General features: G+C 66.9%; 15 protein-coding genes and 1 pseudogene. 7 read left to right on the plus strand and 9 right to left on the minus strand.

The features are described from left to right. Window positions 1-60: 60 nt before the first annotated feature. From ABZT17_RS28030 to ABZT17_RS28040, 3 genes are read left to right on the plus strand one after another with little or no spacing between them, the layout of a single operon-like run. Window positions 61-1,470 carry a transcriptional regulator gene (locus ABZT17_RS28030; RefSeq protein WP_356352578.1) on the plus strand — a complete coding sequence of 470 codons (1,410 nt, stop codon included), beginning with the start codon at window positions 61-63 and terminating at the stop codon, window positions 1,468-1,470. Continuing rightward, on the plus strand, window positions 1,470-3,314 hold the full coding sequence (locus ABZT17_RS28035) for a DEAD/DEAH box helicase (RefSeq protein WP_356352580.1): 1,845 nt from the start codon (window positions 1,470-1,472) through the stop codon (window positions 3,312-3,314). Before ABZT17_RS28030 ends, ABZT17_RS28035 begins: the two co-directional genes overlap by 1 nt. Before the next feature lie 4 nt (window positions 3,315-3,318). Beyond that, window positions 3,319-4,149 (plus strand): DUF3883 domain-containing protein, encoded by an 831-nt coding sequence (locus ABZT17_RS28040; RefSeq protein WP_356352582.1) that lies wholly within the window; start codon window positions 3,319-3,321, stop codon window positions 4,147-4,149. Here the strand turns inward: ABZT17_RS28040 and ABZT17_RS28045 are convergent. The 3 genes and pseudogenes from ABZT17_RS28045 to ABZT17_RS28055 all read right to left on the minus strand — a co-directional run. Further along, window positions 4,146-6,149 carry a DUF262 domain-containing protein gene (locus ABZT17_RS28045; RefSeq protein ID WP_356352584.1) on the minus strand — a complete coding sequence of 668 codons (2,004 nt, stop codon included), beginning with the start codon at window positions 6,147-6,149 and terminating at the stop codon, window positions 4,146-4,148. The genes ABZT17_RS28040 and ABZT17_RS28045 overlap by 4 nt on opposite strands. A 211-nt stretch (window positions 6,150-6,360) precedes the next feature. After that, a complete protein-coding gene (locus ABZT17_RS28050) occupies window positions 6,361-6,852 on the minus strand; it encodes a very short patch repair endonuclease (RefSeq protein WP_356352586.1) in 492 nt (163 codons plus the stop codon). A gap of 152 nt (window positions 6,853-7,004) precedes the next feature. Then, window positions 7,005-7,202, minus strand: a pseudogene (locus ABZT17_RS28055) (transposase); the annotation flags it as partial. Window positions 7,203-7,332: 130 nt separating this feature from the next. On the opposite strand from ABZT17_RS28055, the gene ABZT17_RS28060 reads away from it, so the two are divergent. Beyond that, window positions 7,333-7,818, plus strand: a complete 486-nt coding sequence (locus ABZT17_RS28060; protein ID WP_356352587.1) for a hypothetical protein — start codon at window positions 7,333-7,335, stop codon at window positions 7,816-7,818. Between the two features lie 119 nt (window positions 7,819-7,937). On the opposite strand, the gene ABZT17_RS28065 is transcribed toward ABZT17_RS28060, so the two are convergent. Continuing rightward, complete coding sequence (locus tag ABZT17_RS28065; RefSeq protein WP_356352589.1) at window positions 7,938-8,324, minus strand: nuclear transport factor 2 family protein; 387 nt, start codon at window positions 8,322-8,324, stop codon at window positions 7,938-7,940. A 32-nt stretch (window positions 8,325-8,356) separates the two neighbouring features. Further along, a complete protein-coding gene (locus ABZT17_RS28070; protein WP_356352591.1) occupies window positions 8,357-8,764 on the minus strand; it encodes a RidA family protein in 408 nt (135 codons plus the stop codon). A 152-nt stretch (window positions 8,765-8,916) separates the two neighbouring features. Here ABZT17_RS28070 and ABZT17_RS28075 point away from each other — a divergent pair, with 152 nt between their 5' ends. Then, on the plus strand, window positions 8,917-9,291 hold the full coding sequence (locus ABZT17_RS28075; protein WP_356352593.1) for a helix-turn-helix domain-containing protein: 375 nt from the start codon (window positions 8,917-8,919) through the stop codon (window positions 9,289-9,291). A gap of 27 nt (window positions 9,292-9,318) precedes the next feature. Here the strand turns inward: ABZT17_RS28075 and ABZT17_RS28080 are convergent, their stop codons facing one another. The 3 genes from ABZT17_RS28080 to ABZT17_RS28090 all read right to left on the minus strand — a co-directional run bounded on the left by ABZT17_RS28080 (window position 9,319) and on the right by ABZT17_RS28090 (window position 13,113). Then, on the minus strand, window positions 9,319-10,329 hold the full coding sequence (locus ABZT17_RS28080) for a hypothetical protein (RefSeq protein ID WP_356352595.1): 1,011 nt from the start codon (window positions 10,327-10,329) through the stop codon (window positions 9,319-9,321). Window positions 10,330-10,408: 79 nt separating this feature from the next. Next, window positions 10,409-11,560, minus strand: a complete 1,152-nt coding sequence (locus tag ABZT17_RS28085; protein WP_356352636.1) for an MFS transporter — start codon at window positions 11,558-11,560, stop codon at window positions 10,409-10,411. An 80-nt stretch (window positions 11,561-11,640) separates the two neighbouring features. Further along, window positions 11,641-13,113, minus strand: a complete 1,473-nt coding sequence (locus ABZT17_RS28090) for a beta-1,6-galactanase (protein WP_356352597.1) — start codon at window positions 13,111-13,113, stop codon at window positions 11,641-11,643. A 203-nt stretch (window positions 13,114-13,316) separates the two neighbouring features. Between ABZT17_RS28090 and ABZT17_RS28095 the strand changes: the two genes are divergently transcribed. Next, window positions 13,317-14,126: a class E sortase gene (locus ABZT17_RS28095; protein ID WP_356352599.1), complete on the plus strand. Its 810-nt coding sequence runs from the start codon at window positions 13,317-13,319 to the stop codon at window positions 14,124-14,126. A gap of 43 nt (window positions 14,127-14,169) precedes the next feature. Here ABZT17_RS28095 and ABZT17_RS28100 read toward each other — a convergent pair whose 3' ends face one another. Further along, entirely contained in the window at window positions 14,170-15,579 is a 1,410-nt protein-coding gene (locus ABZT17_RS28100; protein ID WP_356352601.1) for an MFS transporter, read from the minus strand. A gap of 67 nt (window positions 15,580-15,646) precedes the next feature. Between ABZT17_RS28100 and ABZT17_RS28105 the strand changes: the two genes are divergently transcribed. Beyond that, window positions 15,647-16,177 (plus strand): helix-turn-helix domain-containing protein, encoded by a 531-nt coding sequence (locus tag ABZT17_RS28105; protein ID WP_356352603.1) that lies wholly within the window; start codon window positions 15,647-15,649, stop codon window positions 16,175-16,177. Window positions 16,178-16,593 lie beyond the last annotated feature (416 nt).

Raw genomic sequence — 16,593 nt, forward strand, 5'->3', positions numbered from 1 at the left:
TCAGCGGGTCCTGCCATGATGCTGGGACACGCTGCGTCTGGTCGCATGGAGGCTCTGGTTATGGCTGTGAAGTTCGGCGTCCCGCCCGAGGGTGAGAGGATTCGCTCGCTGGTGGACGAACGGCTGAAACAGGCCGTGGCCGAAGACGGTGCGAAGATCACCGTGGAGTGGCGCGGTGAGCAGAAGCACCTGCACGTGATCTCCATGCCGGTCGACATGCTCTACTTCAACCCCGACACACACCGCATCCGCGCGCAGCGCACGCTGGACCCTGAGCGCAACCGGGTTCTGGAGGAAGAGCCATGGAGCGAACCCGCACAAACGTATCTGCATGACTTGTTGCGGTGCCGGCCCTCGAACCCTAACCAGACCGACCCGGACTACGTGGCTCTACAAGACGAGCTGGATGACGTCGGCCAGCGGGAGCCCGGCATCATCAGCCCAGACGGCATCCTCGTCGATGGGAACACCCGCTGTGCCGCCCTCAAGGACCTGGGCATCCGGGATATCCGAGTGGGCGTGCTCCCCCCAGATACGTCTCGCCGCGATATCAACAGTGTCGAACTCGCGCTGCAGCTTCGCCGCGACAAGCGTCGTGAGTACTCGTACATCAACCGTCTCATCGCGATCGAGGACGAGCTCGCAGACGGCCGTCGCGAGGAGGACGTCGCTCGTGACTTCAACATCAAGAAGACCACGCTTCAACAGGACCGTTGGGTCTATCAGTTGATTAACGACGCTATTGACCGTAGTCAGACCGCAAACGGTGCTGTTCTGCGGCTAGTCGACTTTGAGGACCACCAGGAGAAGCTGCGCGAGCTTCATCGCGACTACACCAAGCTCGCCAAAACTGACCCGGACGCTGCCGAACAGCTCAAGGAGTCGCGTCTGGCTATGGTGGTGCTGAACTATGCCAAGACCACGGTCCGCCTCGCAGAGTCTGACTTCCACAGCCGCTACCTCGAAGAGCGTCTGCCGAACGAACTGAGGCCTGCGGTTCAGGAGTCGGCCGCTGTGTCGATTCCCGGCCTCGAAGGCGTAGCGATCCCCGACGCTACGGCGGCGGTGAAGACCACCCGTGCCCTGACCGATGCCTTGCTTCAGGCGAAGGCCGCCGCGCAGGCCGGTGACAAACTGGACGCCGCGACTGTGACTCAGGCCGATGCGCTCATCAAGACAGCCCGTAAGACGTTCGATGTTGCCGTGAAGATGGCAGGGGCGAATGCCGAGCTCCATAAGCGCCAGGTGGCTGTGCCTGCGCGCCTCACCGACGCGGCTGACTACATCAATCAGTGCGCTGCGGAGTTCGCCGAAGCCAGGGCCAAGCGTGCGCTCGACGAAGACGCCTTTGACGATGCGCTCCTTACGCTGAAGAGCAGCCTTGCCCGTCTCGCCAAGCAGGCAGGGCGTACGTTCACCTCTCCTGGTGACGGGGTCGCCTGGCTGCTCGACGCGACTCGGGAGAACTGATGGGGGAGCTGTCTTCAGCACCCAGCCTGGAGATTGGCTTCGGCGATGGCGTAACACGAGCGCGTCTTCGAGCTGGAGCTGACTACGAAACTGAGCTCCGGCGACTGGCTCTTCGTTTCCAGAGCAGTGTCCAGCGCTCACCAGGAACGGTGGAGGTTGAGATTGATGACCTCCTGACGAACTTGGTGGCGCTCGCTAGTTGGCCGGAACCCAAAAGTGTCGCTTGGGATCCTCAACTGGCGGCGCTGGCCAGAGACTCCGCAATCGATGCGCAGACCGTCGCAAAGCGTCTTGATCCGGCGGCAGGCTCAGAGGGAGAGGTCGATCCTGATGAAGTCGGCACATTGCTTGGCCAGGACTGGGTAGCGGATCTCACGGCGTTCCAGCGCCGTGACATCGCGAAGTTGTTGTCTCTGCGTCACGGCGCCAATTTCTCAGTGCCGGGCGCGGGCAAGACCCGAGTGGGCCTTGCCGTTTTCCATAGTTTGCGGCGGAACAAAGGCATCGAGCGACTTCTCATTGTTGGGCCGAAATCCTGCTACGAGTCTTGGAAGTACGAGAACCAGAAGTGCTTGAGCGAGCCTCTGAGCATGGACGTGTTCTCCAAGAACGCGGATCCAGGTGCTGACGCGCTTATCGTGAACTACGAGCGCTTGCGTCAGGACGGGGTCGTGAATGAACTTGGCCAGTGGTTGGCTGCGCGGCCGTCCATGCTCCTGCTTGACGAAGCCCACCGAATGAAGCGCGGGGCTGACGGCACGGATGGTGCTGCTTGCCTCGCCCTGGGGCCCCGCAGCAGACACCGGCTGATCCTCACAGGGACGCCAGCTCCGAATGGTGTGAAGGATCTGGAGAACCTCTTCGGCTTCGTATGGCCCGGCCACGGGCGCCAGAAGGTGATTCAGGCTGTAGCTGGCGGAGATCTCGCCACGGCGAGCCAGGTTCTTCGTCCCTTGTTCACTCGCACCACCAAGGGCGAACTTGATCTGCCACCCGTGTCGACGAACCTGACGCCTGTGCCGATGCCACCCCTTCATCAGGAGGTCTACGAGGCACTTGTCGGGCGGTTTTCCGCCCGCGCTGCTGGTTCCGAGGGTGACTTCCTCGCTCTCGGCAAGGTCATCGTCTACATGCTGATGGCGGCGACTAGTCCGGCACTGCTCGCCGTTGGCACCACACGTCATGAACCGCTGTCCTACCAAGTGCCTCCGCTCTCTGTCCCCGAGGGCACGCCGCTCTTTGAATTGATGCGAGATCTTCCGAACTACGAGATGTCGCCCAAGTACCGTGAGGTTCTGGCCATCATCAGCCGCAACGCGGCCCAAGGACGTAAGACCCTCGTCTGGTCCACATTTGTACGGAGCCTCAACACGTTGGAGCGCATGCTGAGCGAGTTCTCGCCTGCCCTGGTCTACGGGGCCATGGATGACGCAGACCGTGAGGCAGCGATCGGACGCTTCCGGTACGACCCCGACTGCATGGTCCTCCTGTCCAACCCGGGCACCCTAGGCGAGGGCATCAGCCTTCACCATCACTGCCATGATGCGGTTTACGTAGATCGAGACTTCGCGGCCGGCCGCTTCCTCCAGAGCCTCGACCGGATTCACCGCCTTGGTCTTGCTCCGGAGACAGAGACACGGATCACTGTGCTTGCTTCAGAGGGCACAATCGACGAAATCGTCGACCAACGGCTAAGCGACAAACTGAAGTTCATGGGGGGAATCCTCGACGATCCGGCTGTCCAGCAATTGGCCGATCTTGAGGAAGTACCCGCCATTGGCGGCGGCTTGGATCACCGGGATCTTCAGGCGTTGATGGGTCACCTCCGTGCCCGTGCCGCCTGAGCCTGTGCTGCGTGCGGCCGTTCGCTGGCTGGAGCGACTGCCAGCCAGCGGAGTCGCGCGAGTCCGTGCTCTGTTCACTACGCATGGGGACTTCAGCGATATCACTCCAACCCAGTACGACGCGGCGTACACCTGGATCCGGGAAACAGGGCTTCTGGCCGAAGCGCATAGCGGTGCGCCTTTGAACTGCAGAGTCTTTGACGCTGCGATGGCCCGCAGCGGAGTGCCATGGTTCCAAGACGCTGACCTGCTCGTGCGCAGGCCAGACGAACTCCCCGAAGACGCTCTGCGTACGGCCGAGACTCTTGGCCTCACTCCGGACGAAGCCTATGCCCAAGTGAATACCGTGTGGGGGAAGGTAGACACTGAACAACGATCACGGATTGGGTCAGCGGGTGAACTAGCGCTCCTCAAGTTGTTGTCCGAGTCGGCGGAAGGGCGTGTTGAGCATGTGGCCGCATGGTCCGACGGCTACGGCTACGACATCTTTGTGGACGCCTATCAGCACTCCGCCCATCTGGAAGTGAAGACCACGGTGCGCGTGGGACGCCTCACCGTGTATATCTCGCGCAACGAATACGAGACCATGCTGCGTGATCCTGCCTGGGAACTCGTGACTGTCCGACTCACCCCGGAATTGAAGCTGAGGTCAGTTGCCGCAGTGCCGAAGGGTTGGATTGCGGAAAATGTTCCCTCAGACCGCACGCCGAGGGGGCGCTGGGAATCATGTCGGCTCGACGTACCCCCCGAGGTACCTGTGCCAGGCATTCCGAGCGTCGCTCCGATGCTCGCGGAGAAGGCACCCGCGGTGCTCAGGGGACAGCCCGTGCCTTAGCGCTGCACTCCAGCGTCCGAGAGCAAGAACTCCGCGGGTTCCGCGGGCCATTGATCGTCGTTGGGCTCCGGGCACTCTGACAGGGCCTGCGCTTGCTCGAAGGCATCCTTGACGGCTGTCCGCCATTGGTCGAGTGAACCTCGGATGGTGAAGGGCCCGAGACCGAAAGTCACACTGCCTTCGTCGTCAACGCGTAGCGGGGCTGTTTCGTCGCCGACGGGCACGTCGCTGGCGAGGCCGGTTGCGGCGGCGTCGAGTGCTGCTTCGAAGTCCGTGGGGTCGATCCAGCCGACCCAGTACTGCCCGTCTGCTTCCGCTTCCGCCGTCAGAACGCTCCGGCCGGCTCCGGTATATCCGGCGAGTACGAGCGACTGCGATGTTCGGGGCGCCGCTGCCCTGGTGTCCTTGGTCAGGAAATCGGGCCGATACTCGTCGAGGAGTGCGGTGATCCGCTCCGCCAGCAGAGTCCTGCGGGCGGCAAGGAACTGCCGGTAACCTCCCGTTTGGAGCGCGGCCGAGTCGTTAGGGATCGCGTGCGCGGCGCGGTCGCTGGCGCCGACGCTCGGCATGTAGGCATCCGGGGAACGGTTACCGATGATGTTCTTCGCCGTCTGCTCCGAGACGAACACAATGTTCGCGAGTTCGTTGATCTCTGCCGAGGAGTACTTGCTGCCGTGCGCACGCAGTTTCGTGGCAGGATGCACGAGGCTGTACTGCGGCTTGCCAGATCTGTCTACTCCTCCCGAGATCGGCCCACCATCCCACCAGTCGGTGGCGCCGGCATGGGCAGCGGTGAGGTAACAGAACATCAGGTAAGGACTTTGATGGTTCCGACCTGCCAGGTCGCTGGCGGTTACGGAGATGCCATCTTCCCGGATACCAAGGTTGGAGAGCAGTGCTGCTACGGGGTTCTCAGCATCGAGCATTCTGATGTCCTGTGTCAGCGCTGTGTCCGAAGCGCCGCCGTAGCGGTTGCGGGCAGTAGCGGCCAGGAACCAATACAACAGACCGTCTTCTATCTCGTCGGCGATCTCCGCTCCTTCCGGGCTCCGTCCGTAGTAGAGGATCAGCGCATACATTGCGGCGAGTGACGGCACCAGCGCCGTAGTTGGGATCAGGAGCCTCTCCTGAAGTAGAGGTACGACCCGGGCGAGTCCTCGTTGGACCTGTGCCCATCCGGCTTCGACTGTCTCCGTGCTGGCAGCGGTCAACTTGGCCACGGATGCGAGTCGCTTGCCCGTGGTCGACAGACTCAAGGTCAGAGCCTTTATGAGGAAGTTGACGTCGAGTGCCCCGTACCCGCGCTCGGCCCAGCGAGCTGATTCTGCTTCCAACTGTCCCAGGAAGCCGGGGGTTCGCGCGGAGAGCGTTGCGAGTGCAAGATCGGTGGTCTTGAGGGCCCGACCCCCACTGTTCACGCGGACGAAGATGTCAGCGACTTCCTCGTACTCGAAGTCGTGCAGTACCTCCATGTGGAAGTCGCGCTGGGTGATCTTCTGAAGCGAGTTCAGGCGACGCCCGAGCTCGGAGTCGGGAATGGCTAGCCCGGCTTCCTTCAGCTCGCCATGGATCGCGAACATGTCGGACTCGGGGCCGACAACGTCGTAGACCTTGATCCATTTCTTGTTGCGGCGAGTGGCGGCACTCTGGTTCTGGAAGGCTTCTGTCTCGATGTTGAAGACGACCTGGGCGTCCGGATGATCGGTGAGGACGCGGAAGAGCGAGGTGAGTCGTTGTTGGCCGTCGAGCAGATACAGAGGCATGACGCTAGGTAGAGCTTGTGGCATGCCGATCGCGGCGCCTCGGGTTTCGGCGAGCTGGCCGGTCTTCCAGAAGAGAAGCGAGCCGGCCGGGTATCCGCGATACAGCGACTCGATGAGTCTGGCGACCTGCGATGCCTTCCATACGTACCCACGCTGGATCTCAGGGAGCATGATCTCTCCAGCTGCGACCTGCGTGATGAGCGTCCGGACGTCGCGGTTTGTGCGCTCGACCGCCACCTTGCCCCCAGTGTCCGCGCGGTCGCGGATCGATCGCCCGCACCCGCTGTGCCTCGAAACGAGCCCTCCGAGGAGACATCCCCCACAGATGCCGCTCAAGCCGTTGTGCTCGCTAACGACAGCGTAGGGGAGGAAGAAAGGGACGGTGTCCTGGACCCTTACATCCCCGTCGGGAGTATTCGACTCAGTGTGCTGGCTGGGGACACCTGCGTCAGGACGAGCTCTTCTCTTGTCGTGCCCTTCTCTCGGATACAGCCTTACAGACGGCGATGGAGCACTCTTCCGCTGCTTCGTGTTCCCAGAAGCGAAGGACCAGCCATCCCGCCTCCTGGAGGCGTTGGTCCGTGTCGCGATCGCGCTTGACGTTGCGTAGGACTTTGTCCGACCAGTAGCCAGAGTTCGTTTTCGGCGGGACGTAGTGCTCAGGGCATCCGTGCCAATAGCAACCGTCAATGAAGACGGCCACTTTTGCCGGACGGAAGACCATGTCTGCTGTCCGGCGAAGATCTGGCAGGGGGCGTGCCGCGACGCGGTACCGAAGTCCCTGAGCATGAACCAGCCGTCGAATCAGCTTCTCGGGCTTGGTGTCACGGCTGCGGATCGCCTGCATGTTGCGACGGCGAGCTGCGGAGGAAGCCCAAGAGCCTTCTGGAGGTTGCCACACCGGATCTTCGGACACGCAACAGAGCCTAGCCTTGATCATTCGCGAGGACCCGCCGACGGAGTCGGTGGCCCCTTTCGTTTTCCGAAGCTGATGTTGGGCACGTCGGCGGTCCCGTTGTCCCGTCGGCTGGGCGCCGGGTTCTACGGCCGGGGGCAGGGATGAGGATCTGCCGCCCCCCGTCGGTAGTGCTTCGGCAGTTGAGCCAGGGCGAGTTGGGTGGTGCTGTTGTGGTCGGCTGCCATGTTCGAGCCTGCGTCTCCCGGTCTGAGGAGGGCAGCAACGGGCTTTCCGGTTCAGCCCGGTCCGTGGTCGACGAAGGCCGTCAGGGGGTGGTGGCCGTAGGTCTTCTTCCAGGTTGGGGCCGCGTCTTCCTTGTCGGAGTGGGCGAGTGACCGACAATCGAAGCGCTTCTGCTGAAGGGTGGTTGTTCGGCGGGCCGTGCCGGGCAACCTGCAGCCGCTGTGCCGTCGGTATTGCCGTCTCAAGACACAGCACCCCGGATGAAGGCAGCATGGTGGGGTGGCTGATCTGCTGTGGGCTGATGTTGCGTACTTCTTCGACACTGACCTGAGGGGTGTGCTGCCCGACGTGCGTGTCCCGGGTACGTCGGTCGAGGACTGGCAGGCGCTGCTCGACCTGGTCGCTGAACGCGGCTGGAGGTGTGAGTACGCCGAAGGCCAGGTCGTGCTGCCCGTGCCCTCGGCGCGGACCGTGCTCTCCCGTCCAGCCGGTGCCGAGTATCCCGAGCTGCGGGTCTGGCCGTCGACCGACGTACTGGCGATCTTCCGTTTCTCCGCGGCCGACGAGATCGACTTCGATGTGGATCTGCGCGAGCTTCAGGGGCAGGAGCGTCTCGACATCCTCTGCCGCTTCTTTCGCGACATCGGCCGGCGGCTGGGCAAGCCGGTGCTGATGGATCCGGAGGGCGACTACGGCCATCCCGTGCTCGGCTTCGATGTTGACGCCGATCGCGTCGTACTCCTCGCTGAACCGCCCGTCATGTGACCGCCTGGCGCAGGCAGCGGAACGATGTTGGGCGACGACGACGCCGTACGGCAGTGGTTCGGCGCCGGAATGGTCGGCGACGTCGTCGTCAGGTCGGTGTGCTCGGCGCTGCCGTCTGGTCATGTGCTGAGGTGTTCGTGAAGCATCTGCCAGGTTCCGGCGTTGTTGACGAGCACGTTGGTGCCGCGACCGCTCCCTGATCTCGGCTCGCCGTCGATGGTTCCGGTCCAGGTGAACCGGTATCGGCATACGGCGTGCTCGTCGCTGTGGGCGATCCATTCCAGGTCGTCGATCCGGTAGATCTCGTCGCGGATGGTGGCGAAGGTCCTGGCGATGGCGGAGAGGACGGCTTCACGGCCGCGGTGCGAGCCGTCGGTGAACCAATAGACGGCCTCGGGAGCTATCAGCGGGATCAGCTGAGCGGTGTCGTGGCTGTTGGTGGCCCGTTCGTAGGCCCGGATGAACTCGGTGAGTGCAGCCGTGAGTGCAGCCGTGGGTGCGGGCAATTGCTGGCTGGCCTTTCTTCCGGTGCGGACGTTCAGGCGATCACAGCCGTCGCCTCGATTTCCACCAGGTGTTCTGGGGTGTCCAGTGCGGCCACCCCGATCAGGGTGGTCGGTGGGGTCGGTGTGAGGCCCAGGTGGGCGGATGCTCGGGAGATGCCCTCCAGGAGGGCCGGCATCTTGTCGGGGGTCCAGTCGGGGACGTAGAAGGTGAGCTTCGCTACGTCGGCGAAGGTCGCGCCGGCCTTGGTCAGGGCCGTGTCGACGTTGAGGTAGCACTGTTCGACCTGGGCGGACAGGTCGCCGACTCCGACGGTGGTTCCGGTGGCGTCCCAGGCCACCTGGCCGGCTATGAAGACGAGCCTTGAGCCGGTCGCTATCGACACCTGGTGGTAGACGTCGATGGCGGGGAGCGTCTCGGGGTTGGTCAGGGTGATGGGCATGTCCGTGGCCTTCGGTTCCTTGGTTCCTGGGTTGCTTGGGCTGCTTGGGCTGCTTGGGTTCTTGGTTACTTGGTTTCTTCTGGTTACTCAGGAACCGTAAGAGAGTTAGCCTTGACATGGAAGAACGCACTTTTTAGTGACTGGGGAACCATATGGTGACCAAGCAGGAAGACGCCGATCTCCGGCGGGCCGACTCGCTCGCCCGGGAGATCTTCTCCGATGTCGCCAACAAGTGGGCGCTGCTGATCATCGAGGCCCTCGGCGAAGGCACCCTGCGTTTCAGCGAGTTGCGGAATCAGGTCCAGGGCGTCAGCCACAAGATGCTCACCCAGAATCTGCGCATGCTGGAGCGGAACGGCCTGGTCGATCGGCGGGTGTATCCCACCGTGCCGCCCCGCGTCGAGTACCGGCTCACCGAGGCGGGGGAGGGGCTGCGGGCCACCGTCGACGGGATGTGCGTGTGGACCCATCAGTTCTTCGGGCACATCGAGACCGCCCGTCGCCGGTTCGACGAGAACGGCGGATGACGGGCGGCCTCAGGGACGGACAGGGGCCTACGCCCCGTGGCACCCCTCGTACACCTCGCCCGAACCGCACCAGCACGCCGTCCCCCGCTGCGGCGGCCACTCCACCGCACGGCCCCGTGCCGCCAGGGTCGTCGCGTACTGGGGGAGCAGTTCCGGCTCCGCGGGTGAGGTCAGTTCCGAGGCCGCGAACGCCTCGTACGACGGGACCGTGCCCGTGACGATGCCCAGGTTCGCGGTGCCGGAGGCGGCGAGTTCTCGTAGCGACGCCTCTATCGTGGCGAGGTGCTCCTCGTGCGACTGGTACTCCGCCGCCAGCGTCGGGTACGCCGACAGGAGTTCCGCCAGCTCGGCCGCCGGCCAGTGCAGTACCGCCACCGGGAACGGGCGGGACAGCGCCTCGCGGTAAGTACCGAGCTCCGCGCGCAGGCGGGAGATCTCCGCCGCCAGTTCCGCCGGGTTGTCCGAGCCCAACGACCAGACGCGCTTGGGGTCGTGCAGCTCGTCCAGGGACACCGGCGAGGAGTGCAGGGTGTCCGCGAGGACGTCCCAGTCGTCGTGGGCGGCGCCCAGCATGCGGCGCACGCGGTGACGGCCGAAGAGCAGCGGATGCGTGGAGTACGGCGGCTCGGGGACGTCTGTCAGGAGCAGACGGGCGCCTTCTGTGAACGTCTCCTGCGCCGCCTCCAGCTCGTCGTGCGCCTCCAGGGACTCCGCCACGATCACCCAGGGGGCCGGGTCGCGCGGGAGGCCCGCCCGTACGCCCTCGATGATCGCTCGGGCCTCGGCCTCGTGGCCGTACTCCCAGAGGTTGGAGGCCTTGAGGGCCCGTACCAGATACGGGTTCTCCAAGGGCGTCGATGACGAGAGCAGGCGGTCGTAGAGGGTGGTCGCGGCGGGGCGGTCGCCGGACAGCTCCAGGTGGGCCGCGGCCTGGAGGAGCAGGGCCTCGGCGTCCTCGGGGTACAGGCCGGCGGTTCGCTCCAGGCGGGCCGCTTCGGCGGTGTGGTCGACGTTCTCGGCAGGCGTGTCGGGGCGCATGAGGGAAACCGTACTGCCCATCAGTGCAGGAGAAGAGGGCGGAGGCGAAGAGGCCGGGACGGGGCCGCGGCCGCCGGACTCAGGGCGAGGACCGGCGGGCCGCTGCCACCATCGTTCCCAGGCCGGTCAGGACTGTCCCCGCGCCCACATAGAGGGGTGCCGTGTAGCCGAGGCCCGCGCTGATCGCCGTTCCGCCCAGCCAGGCGCCCAACGCGTTTCCCACGTTCGACGCCGATACGTTCGCGCTCGCCGCCAGGGGGGCTCCGCCCGCCGCGTCCGTCACCCGTGTGATCAGGCCCGGGACCGGTGCGAAGCCGAAGACGCCCAGCAACCACACCAGGATCACGGCCGCCACCGGGCTCCTCGCCAGCAGTCCGAACGCGAGCAGGACCGCCGCCAGCGCGGTCAGGAACACCAGCAGGGAGGTGTCCCGGTCGCGGTCCGCCGCTCTGCCGCCGATGAGGTTGCCGGCCACCAGGCCCGTGCCGTAGACCACCAGGAGCCAGGGGACGTCCGTGTCCCTGAAGCCGGTGACCTCGGTGAGGGTGTACGCGAGGTAGCTGAAGGCGCCGAACATGCCGCCGTAGGAGAGGGCGGTCGCGGCCAGGGTCAGCCAGACCTGGCGCGAGCGCAGGGCCCGTGCCTGGGAGAACAGGCCTCCCCCCGCCCCCTTCTCCACCGTCCCCGCCCACCCCGGCACCAGTGCCGCGACGGCGATCAACGCCAGTACCCCGATCCCGGTGATCGCCCAGAACGTCGCTCGCCAGCCCCACCGTTCGCCGACCAGGGCGCCGAAGGGGACGCCCAGGACGTTGGCCACCGTCAGGCCCGCGAACATCACCGCGACCGCCCGGGCGGCCCGTTCCGGCGCGACCATGCGGCGGGCCACCAGGGAGCCGATGCCGAAGAACGTGCCGTGGCAGAGGGCGGCGACGATCCGGCCCAGCATCATCAGCGGGTAGTCGGGGGCGATGGCCGACAGCAGGTTGCCCACGACGAACAGGGCGACCAGGCCCGTCAGGACAGGCTTGCGGGGCAGGCGGGCCGTCGCCGCCGTCACCGCCATCGCGCCGATCGCGACCGTCAGCGCGTAGCCGGAGATCAGGCGGCCCGCGGCGGCCTCGGAGACGGCGAGGCTCCGGGCCACCTGCGGGAGCAGCCCGGCGATCACGAACTCGGTCAGACCGATTCCGAAACCGCCGAGCGCCAGGGCGACCAGCCCGGCCGGCAGGCGCGCGGACGGCGCGGATGGCGCGGACGGCGCGGATGGCGCCGACGGGCTGGTCGCACCGCTTCCCGCGGCTCGTCGCCTCAGATCGTCACTCCGTCGATCTGCAAGGTCTGCACCGCCTTCCCCGCGATCGACACCGCGACCGACTTTCCGCTCAAGTAGGTGTCCGAGTACGACCTGTACAGGTCCCCGCCCGTCGTCACCGTGTTCCAGCGCGGGACCAGGCCGCCCGAACCGCCCGTCACGGTGGTGAAGTTGGAGAGGTTGAAGGTGAAGGTCTGGGCCGACGTGGAGGTGTTCAGCGCCACGATCACCAGACGCCTGGCGGAGGAGTCGTAGGCCGCGACCGCGTTGCTCACGCCCGTGTTCAGGATCTTCATCCCCGGGCGGATATGACGGCTGAACTGGGCCATCGTGTAGTACTTCGTCTGCACGGCGCCCGCCGCGAGCGTGTTCTGGTCGTACGCGATCATCGCCCAGTTGGTCGACGGGTCCATGACCTGCCAGTAGACCCAGGCGGTGGGGTGCAGCCAGCAGAAGTCGTAGAGGAGGTTGAAGGCGAGGGTGTAGCCGGTGCCGTCGTTGTCGCCGGTCTCGGAGTTCCAGAGTGCCTTGCCCGCCGTCGTCACCACGTCCGTGTACAGGAGGTCTCTACGGCCGCCCGAGCCCTGGTAGCCATGGACGTTGACCCGGTTGACGTACCCCTTGGTCGTGGAGGAGAAGGAGTTCCAGGTGGTGCGGGCGAGGTCGTAGCTCGTCTCGTCGGAGGCGGAGATCTTGGTGCTGGTCAGGCCCCGGCTGTCCAACTCGCTGCGCAGGTACGGCAGTACGGCGGACTGGACGGTCGAGTCGATGTGGCAGCCCTCCTGGGTGCCGGTCGCCGTCCACCACGAGGACGAGGGCTCGTTGAAGGCCTCGACCGTCGCGAAGTTCACGCCCCAGTTGTTCTTGGCGTACAGGGCCACGGAGGCCAGGTGGGAGGCGTGCTGGCGGTAGTTCCAGGACTGGAGGTTGTTGCCGCCGTCGGAGGCGCCCGAGGGGTTGTGGTTCAGACACATCCACCACATGGGGGAGTTGGCGAAGAGCTCGGTGGTCGCGCCGCGGGCCACCGCCTTCGTCAGCATCGCGCGCTGGGTGGCGTCCGCCGTCCACTTCCAGGCCGAGGACGTCGGGTCCTCGTTGTTCCAGTCCTGCCAGTAGCCCTCGATCTGCTTGAACGCGGGGATGTTGGCGGAGGCGACCATGCTGGAGCCGCTGACCGTGTTCCAGCTGCACGCGCCCAGGTTGTAGCGGGCGATGTTCAGGCCCAGGCCGGGGAGCGAAGTGCCGTTGTACGTCGTCGACTTGGTGGTGAAGAAGATGTCGGCGAAGTCGTCCCGGGCGCCGAAGACATTGGCCCACCAGGCGAGGGAGGTGCCCCAGCCCTCCCAGGTGCCGTACGACGTCGAGGGGTTGACGGCGATCGTGGCGTCCGCGCGTGCGGTGCCGGTCGCCAGAGCGCTGCCCAGGAGGGTGCCGCCCGCCGCCGTCAGCAGGGTTCTGCGTCGGATCATGGTTTCTTCTCCGTAAGTGGCGTGTCCCGTTCATGCCACGACGAAGCATCGGGTGTGGCGCGTGGGGTTGTCGAGAGTTGCGACACCCCTTTCTAAAACCTATGTACGAAGTGTCGAACAGGGCATGGAGGTGGTGACTTGAAGGCCGGGCCCTTATGGTGCGGGCGACCTGACGCCCGGCGGGCGGGAGGGAGGAGCCGCGGATGCGTGTTCCTGTCGTGCAGCACCGCGGCCGGCGGCGGTCGGACCGGCGGCGGCGCGCGCTGTGGACCGGGGGCGAGGTGCTGGTCACCGCGGGTGTGGTGCTGCTGCTTCTCGTCGTGCACCAGCTGTGGTGGACGAACCGCGAGGCCCAGCGGGGAGCCGAGCGCAAGGTGGAGGCGCTGGAGCGGGAGTGGGGGAGTGGGGGCTCCGGCGGGGGCGCGGGTTCGGGCGGGGACTCGGATACGGCCGCCTCGGCGCCGTCGGCCGGCAGCGGTGGTGGCGGCAGCGACGGTGCCACCGGCTCTCGTACGCCTACCGGTCGATCCGCCGCCGCCCGGGAGCCCGCCCCCTCCTGGTCGCAGGCCTACGCCGTCATCATCATCCCCCGGCTCGGCCTCCGGGCTCCCGTCGCGGAGGGCGTCAGCAAGCGGAACGTGCTGAACAAGGGGTACGTCGGCCACTACATCGGCACCCAACAGCCGGGCCAGGCGGGCAACTTCGCCCTCGCGGGCCACCGGAACACCCACGGCGAGCCCTTCCGGTACATCAACCGGCTGCGGGCGAAGGACGTCATCGAGGTGGAGACGAGCCGCGCGACCTACACCTACGTCGTCGACAGGACGTTGCCGCAGACCTCGTCCCGCGACTCGGGGGTCGTACGGCCGATCCCCCGCTCGATCGTCAAGCCGTCGTACGGGTACAGCGAGCCGGGTCACTACATCACGCTCACCACGTGCACTCCGGAGTTCACATCGAGGTATCGGCTGGTGGTGTGGGGCAAGCTGGTGTTGGTGCGACCCCGAGGGTGAAGTGCCCGTCCCTGCCGACGGAGTTGAGGTGTCCGCCCCTTCGTCACGCCCGCTCCCGCAGGACCACCACCGCCGCGGCGGCCAGCAGTGCCAGGCCCGCGGACACCCACAGGGCGATGTTCGCGCCGTGGCCCAGGCCGTGGGGGGAGGACGTGACGATGGCGATCGTCAGGGCCACGCCGGCGCAGGAGCCGATGTAGCGGAAGGTCTGCTGGGCGCCGGAGCCCATGGCTGCTCGGGTCGGCGGGACCGATTCGACCGAGAGGAGGGGGAGGGCGGCGTTGAGCAGGCCGCTGCCGATTCCGCCGAGGACCAGGCCGGGCAGCAGGCGGTGCCAGGAGCCCGAGTCGATCGCGCCGAGCATGGTGAGCACGCCGGCCGCGTGCAGGGCGAAGCCGACGGCCAGTTGGTGGCGGGACGAGACACGGCCCGCCAGGCGCTTGGCCTGCAGGGCGACCGTGAAGGACAGGCCCGACCAGAGCAGGAACAGCCATGCCGTGTCCATCGGTGTCATCCCCAGTACCTGCTGGAACAGGACCGGCAGGAAGCTGAAGAGGCCGATCACCGCGAGGCCCGTGAACAGACCGCCGGCGGACGACGCGAGGAAGCCCGGACGGCGCAGCAGGCTCAGGTCGATCATGGGGGTGGCCGTGCGCTGCTCGATCAGGACGAACACCGCCATCAGCACCACCGTCGCCAGGAACAGCAGGCCCACCTCCGCGCGCAGCCAGCCGTCACGGCCCAGTGTCAGCGCGGCGACCAGGGAGACCAGCGCCAGGCCGAAGGTCAGCGCGCCCAGGATGTCGGGCCGGCCGCCCCTCGGTGAGCGGGACTCGGTCAGCGTGCGCGTCGACACGGCCGCCACCAGCAACGCGGCCCCGCCCAGGACGGCGTACGCCGCCCGCCAGTCCGGCAGCGCGCCCGCCAGCAGCGGTCCCGCCGCGATACCGCCGCTGACGAAGGCGCCCCACACACCGGTCGCGTGCAGGCGACCGCGCGGGGTCGGGAAGGCGTGCACCAGCAGGCCCAGGCTGCTGGCGAGGATCGCCGCGCTCGCCGCGCCCTGGGCGATGCGGGCCAGGGTGAACTGCAGGGTCGAGGACGCCAGCGCGCCGAGGGCCGTGGTGAGGCCGAGCGTGAGGGTGCCGGCGAGGAAGATCCGGCGGCGGCCGTAGTCGTCGGCCAGGCTGCCGGCGACCAGGAGGACGGCGGCGAGGCCCAGCGGGGTGCCGTTGATGAGCCATGCCTGCGCGGAGAGCGGTGTGTGCAGGGCGAGGGCCGTGTCGCGGAGGGTGACGACCGGCGCGGTGTACGTCATCAGCGTCACGGCCGTCGCGGCGCTGGTCAGGGCGAGGGTGAGGCGCTGACGGGGAGGTGCCTCCGGCTTCGGTTCCGACGCCGTGGTCCGCGGTGCCTGGGCTTCTGTGAGGGTTCGTTCATTGAACCTAGTCATGTCCCGAACCGTAGCACCGTGAGTTCGGTCATTGAACCAACCAAGGGAAAATAGTTAGAGTGGGCTCATGGCACTGGGCAAGGACTACGCGACGCAGGAGTGCTCCCTCGCCCGCGCGCTGGAGATCATCGGCGAGCGCTGGACCCTCCTTGTCATCCGTGACGCCCTCTACGGCGTCCGCCGCTACAACGACTTCCTCGTCCACCTCGGCATCCCGCGCGCGGTCCTCGCCGCCCGCCTCCAGACGCTGACCACCGAGGGGATCCTCGAGAAGCGCCGCTACCAGGAGTCGCCGCCGCGCGACGAGTACGTCGTCACCGAACGCGGTATCGCCCTGTGGCCCACGCTGCGCTCGCTCGGCCACTGGGGCCGCGAGCACTTCACCGAGACCCAGCTGCGCTACTTCCGGCACGCCGCCTGCGGCACCGAACTCGGGCCGTACGGCGAATGCGGCGCCTGTGGAACCCTCGTACGTCCCGAGGACGTCGTGATGGAGCCGGGGCCGGGCCTCAGCCGCGACCCCGCGGACCCGGTGAGCCGGGCCCTGCTCAGGCCGAAACGCCTACTGGAGCCGCTGGCGGTGGACTCGACGGAGTAGCCGGACCGGGCGTCACGGGGGCTGGGTGGCGGATGCCGGGTGCCGGAGATGCGCCCCGCGACCCGGGTGCCGAGTGCTGGGAGCCGGGACCCGCGCCCCCCCCGCGAGCCGAGTGCCGGGTGTTGGGAGCCGGGTGCCGGAGGTGCGAGCCGCGAGCCGCGCCCTGCGAGCCGGGTGCTGGGAGCCGAGTGCCGGAGGTGCGACCCGCGACAAGGTAGCCGGGCGACCCGGGAGCCGAGCGATCCGCGCCCCGCGCCCCGGGAGTCGGGAGCTGAGCGAGCAGCGAGCCGCGACCCGGAAGCCGAGCGCCCCGCGCCCCGCGCCCCGGGAGACGGGAGCCGGGCGAGCAGCGAGCCGCAGGCCCGGGTGCAGGGGGCCGAGTGCCGGAGGTGCGACCCGGGGGCCGGGGGGCCGAG

Source organism: Streptomyces sp. NPDC005648 (assembly GCF_040605395.1).
Lineage (GTDB): Bacteria > Actinomycetota > Actinomycetes > Streptomycetales > Streptomycetaceae > Streptomyces.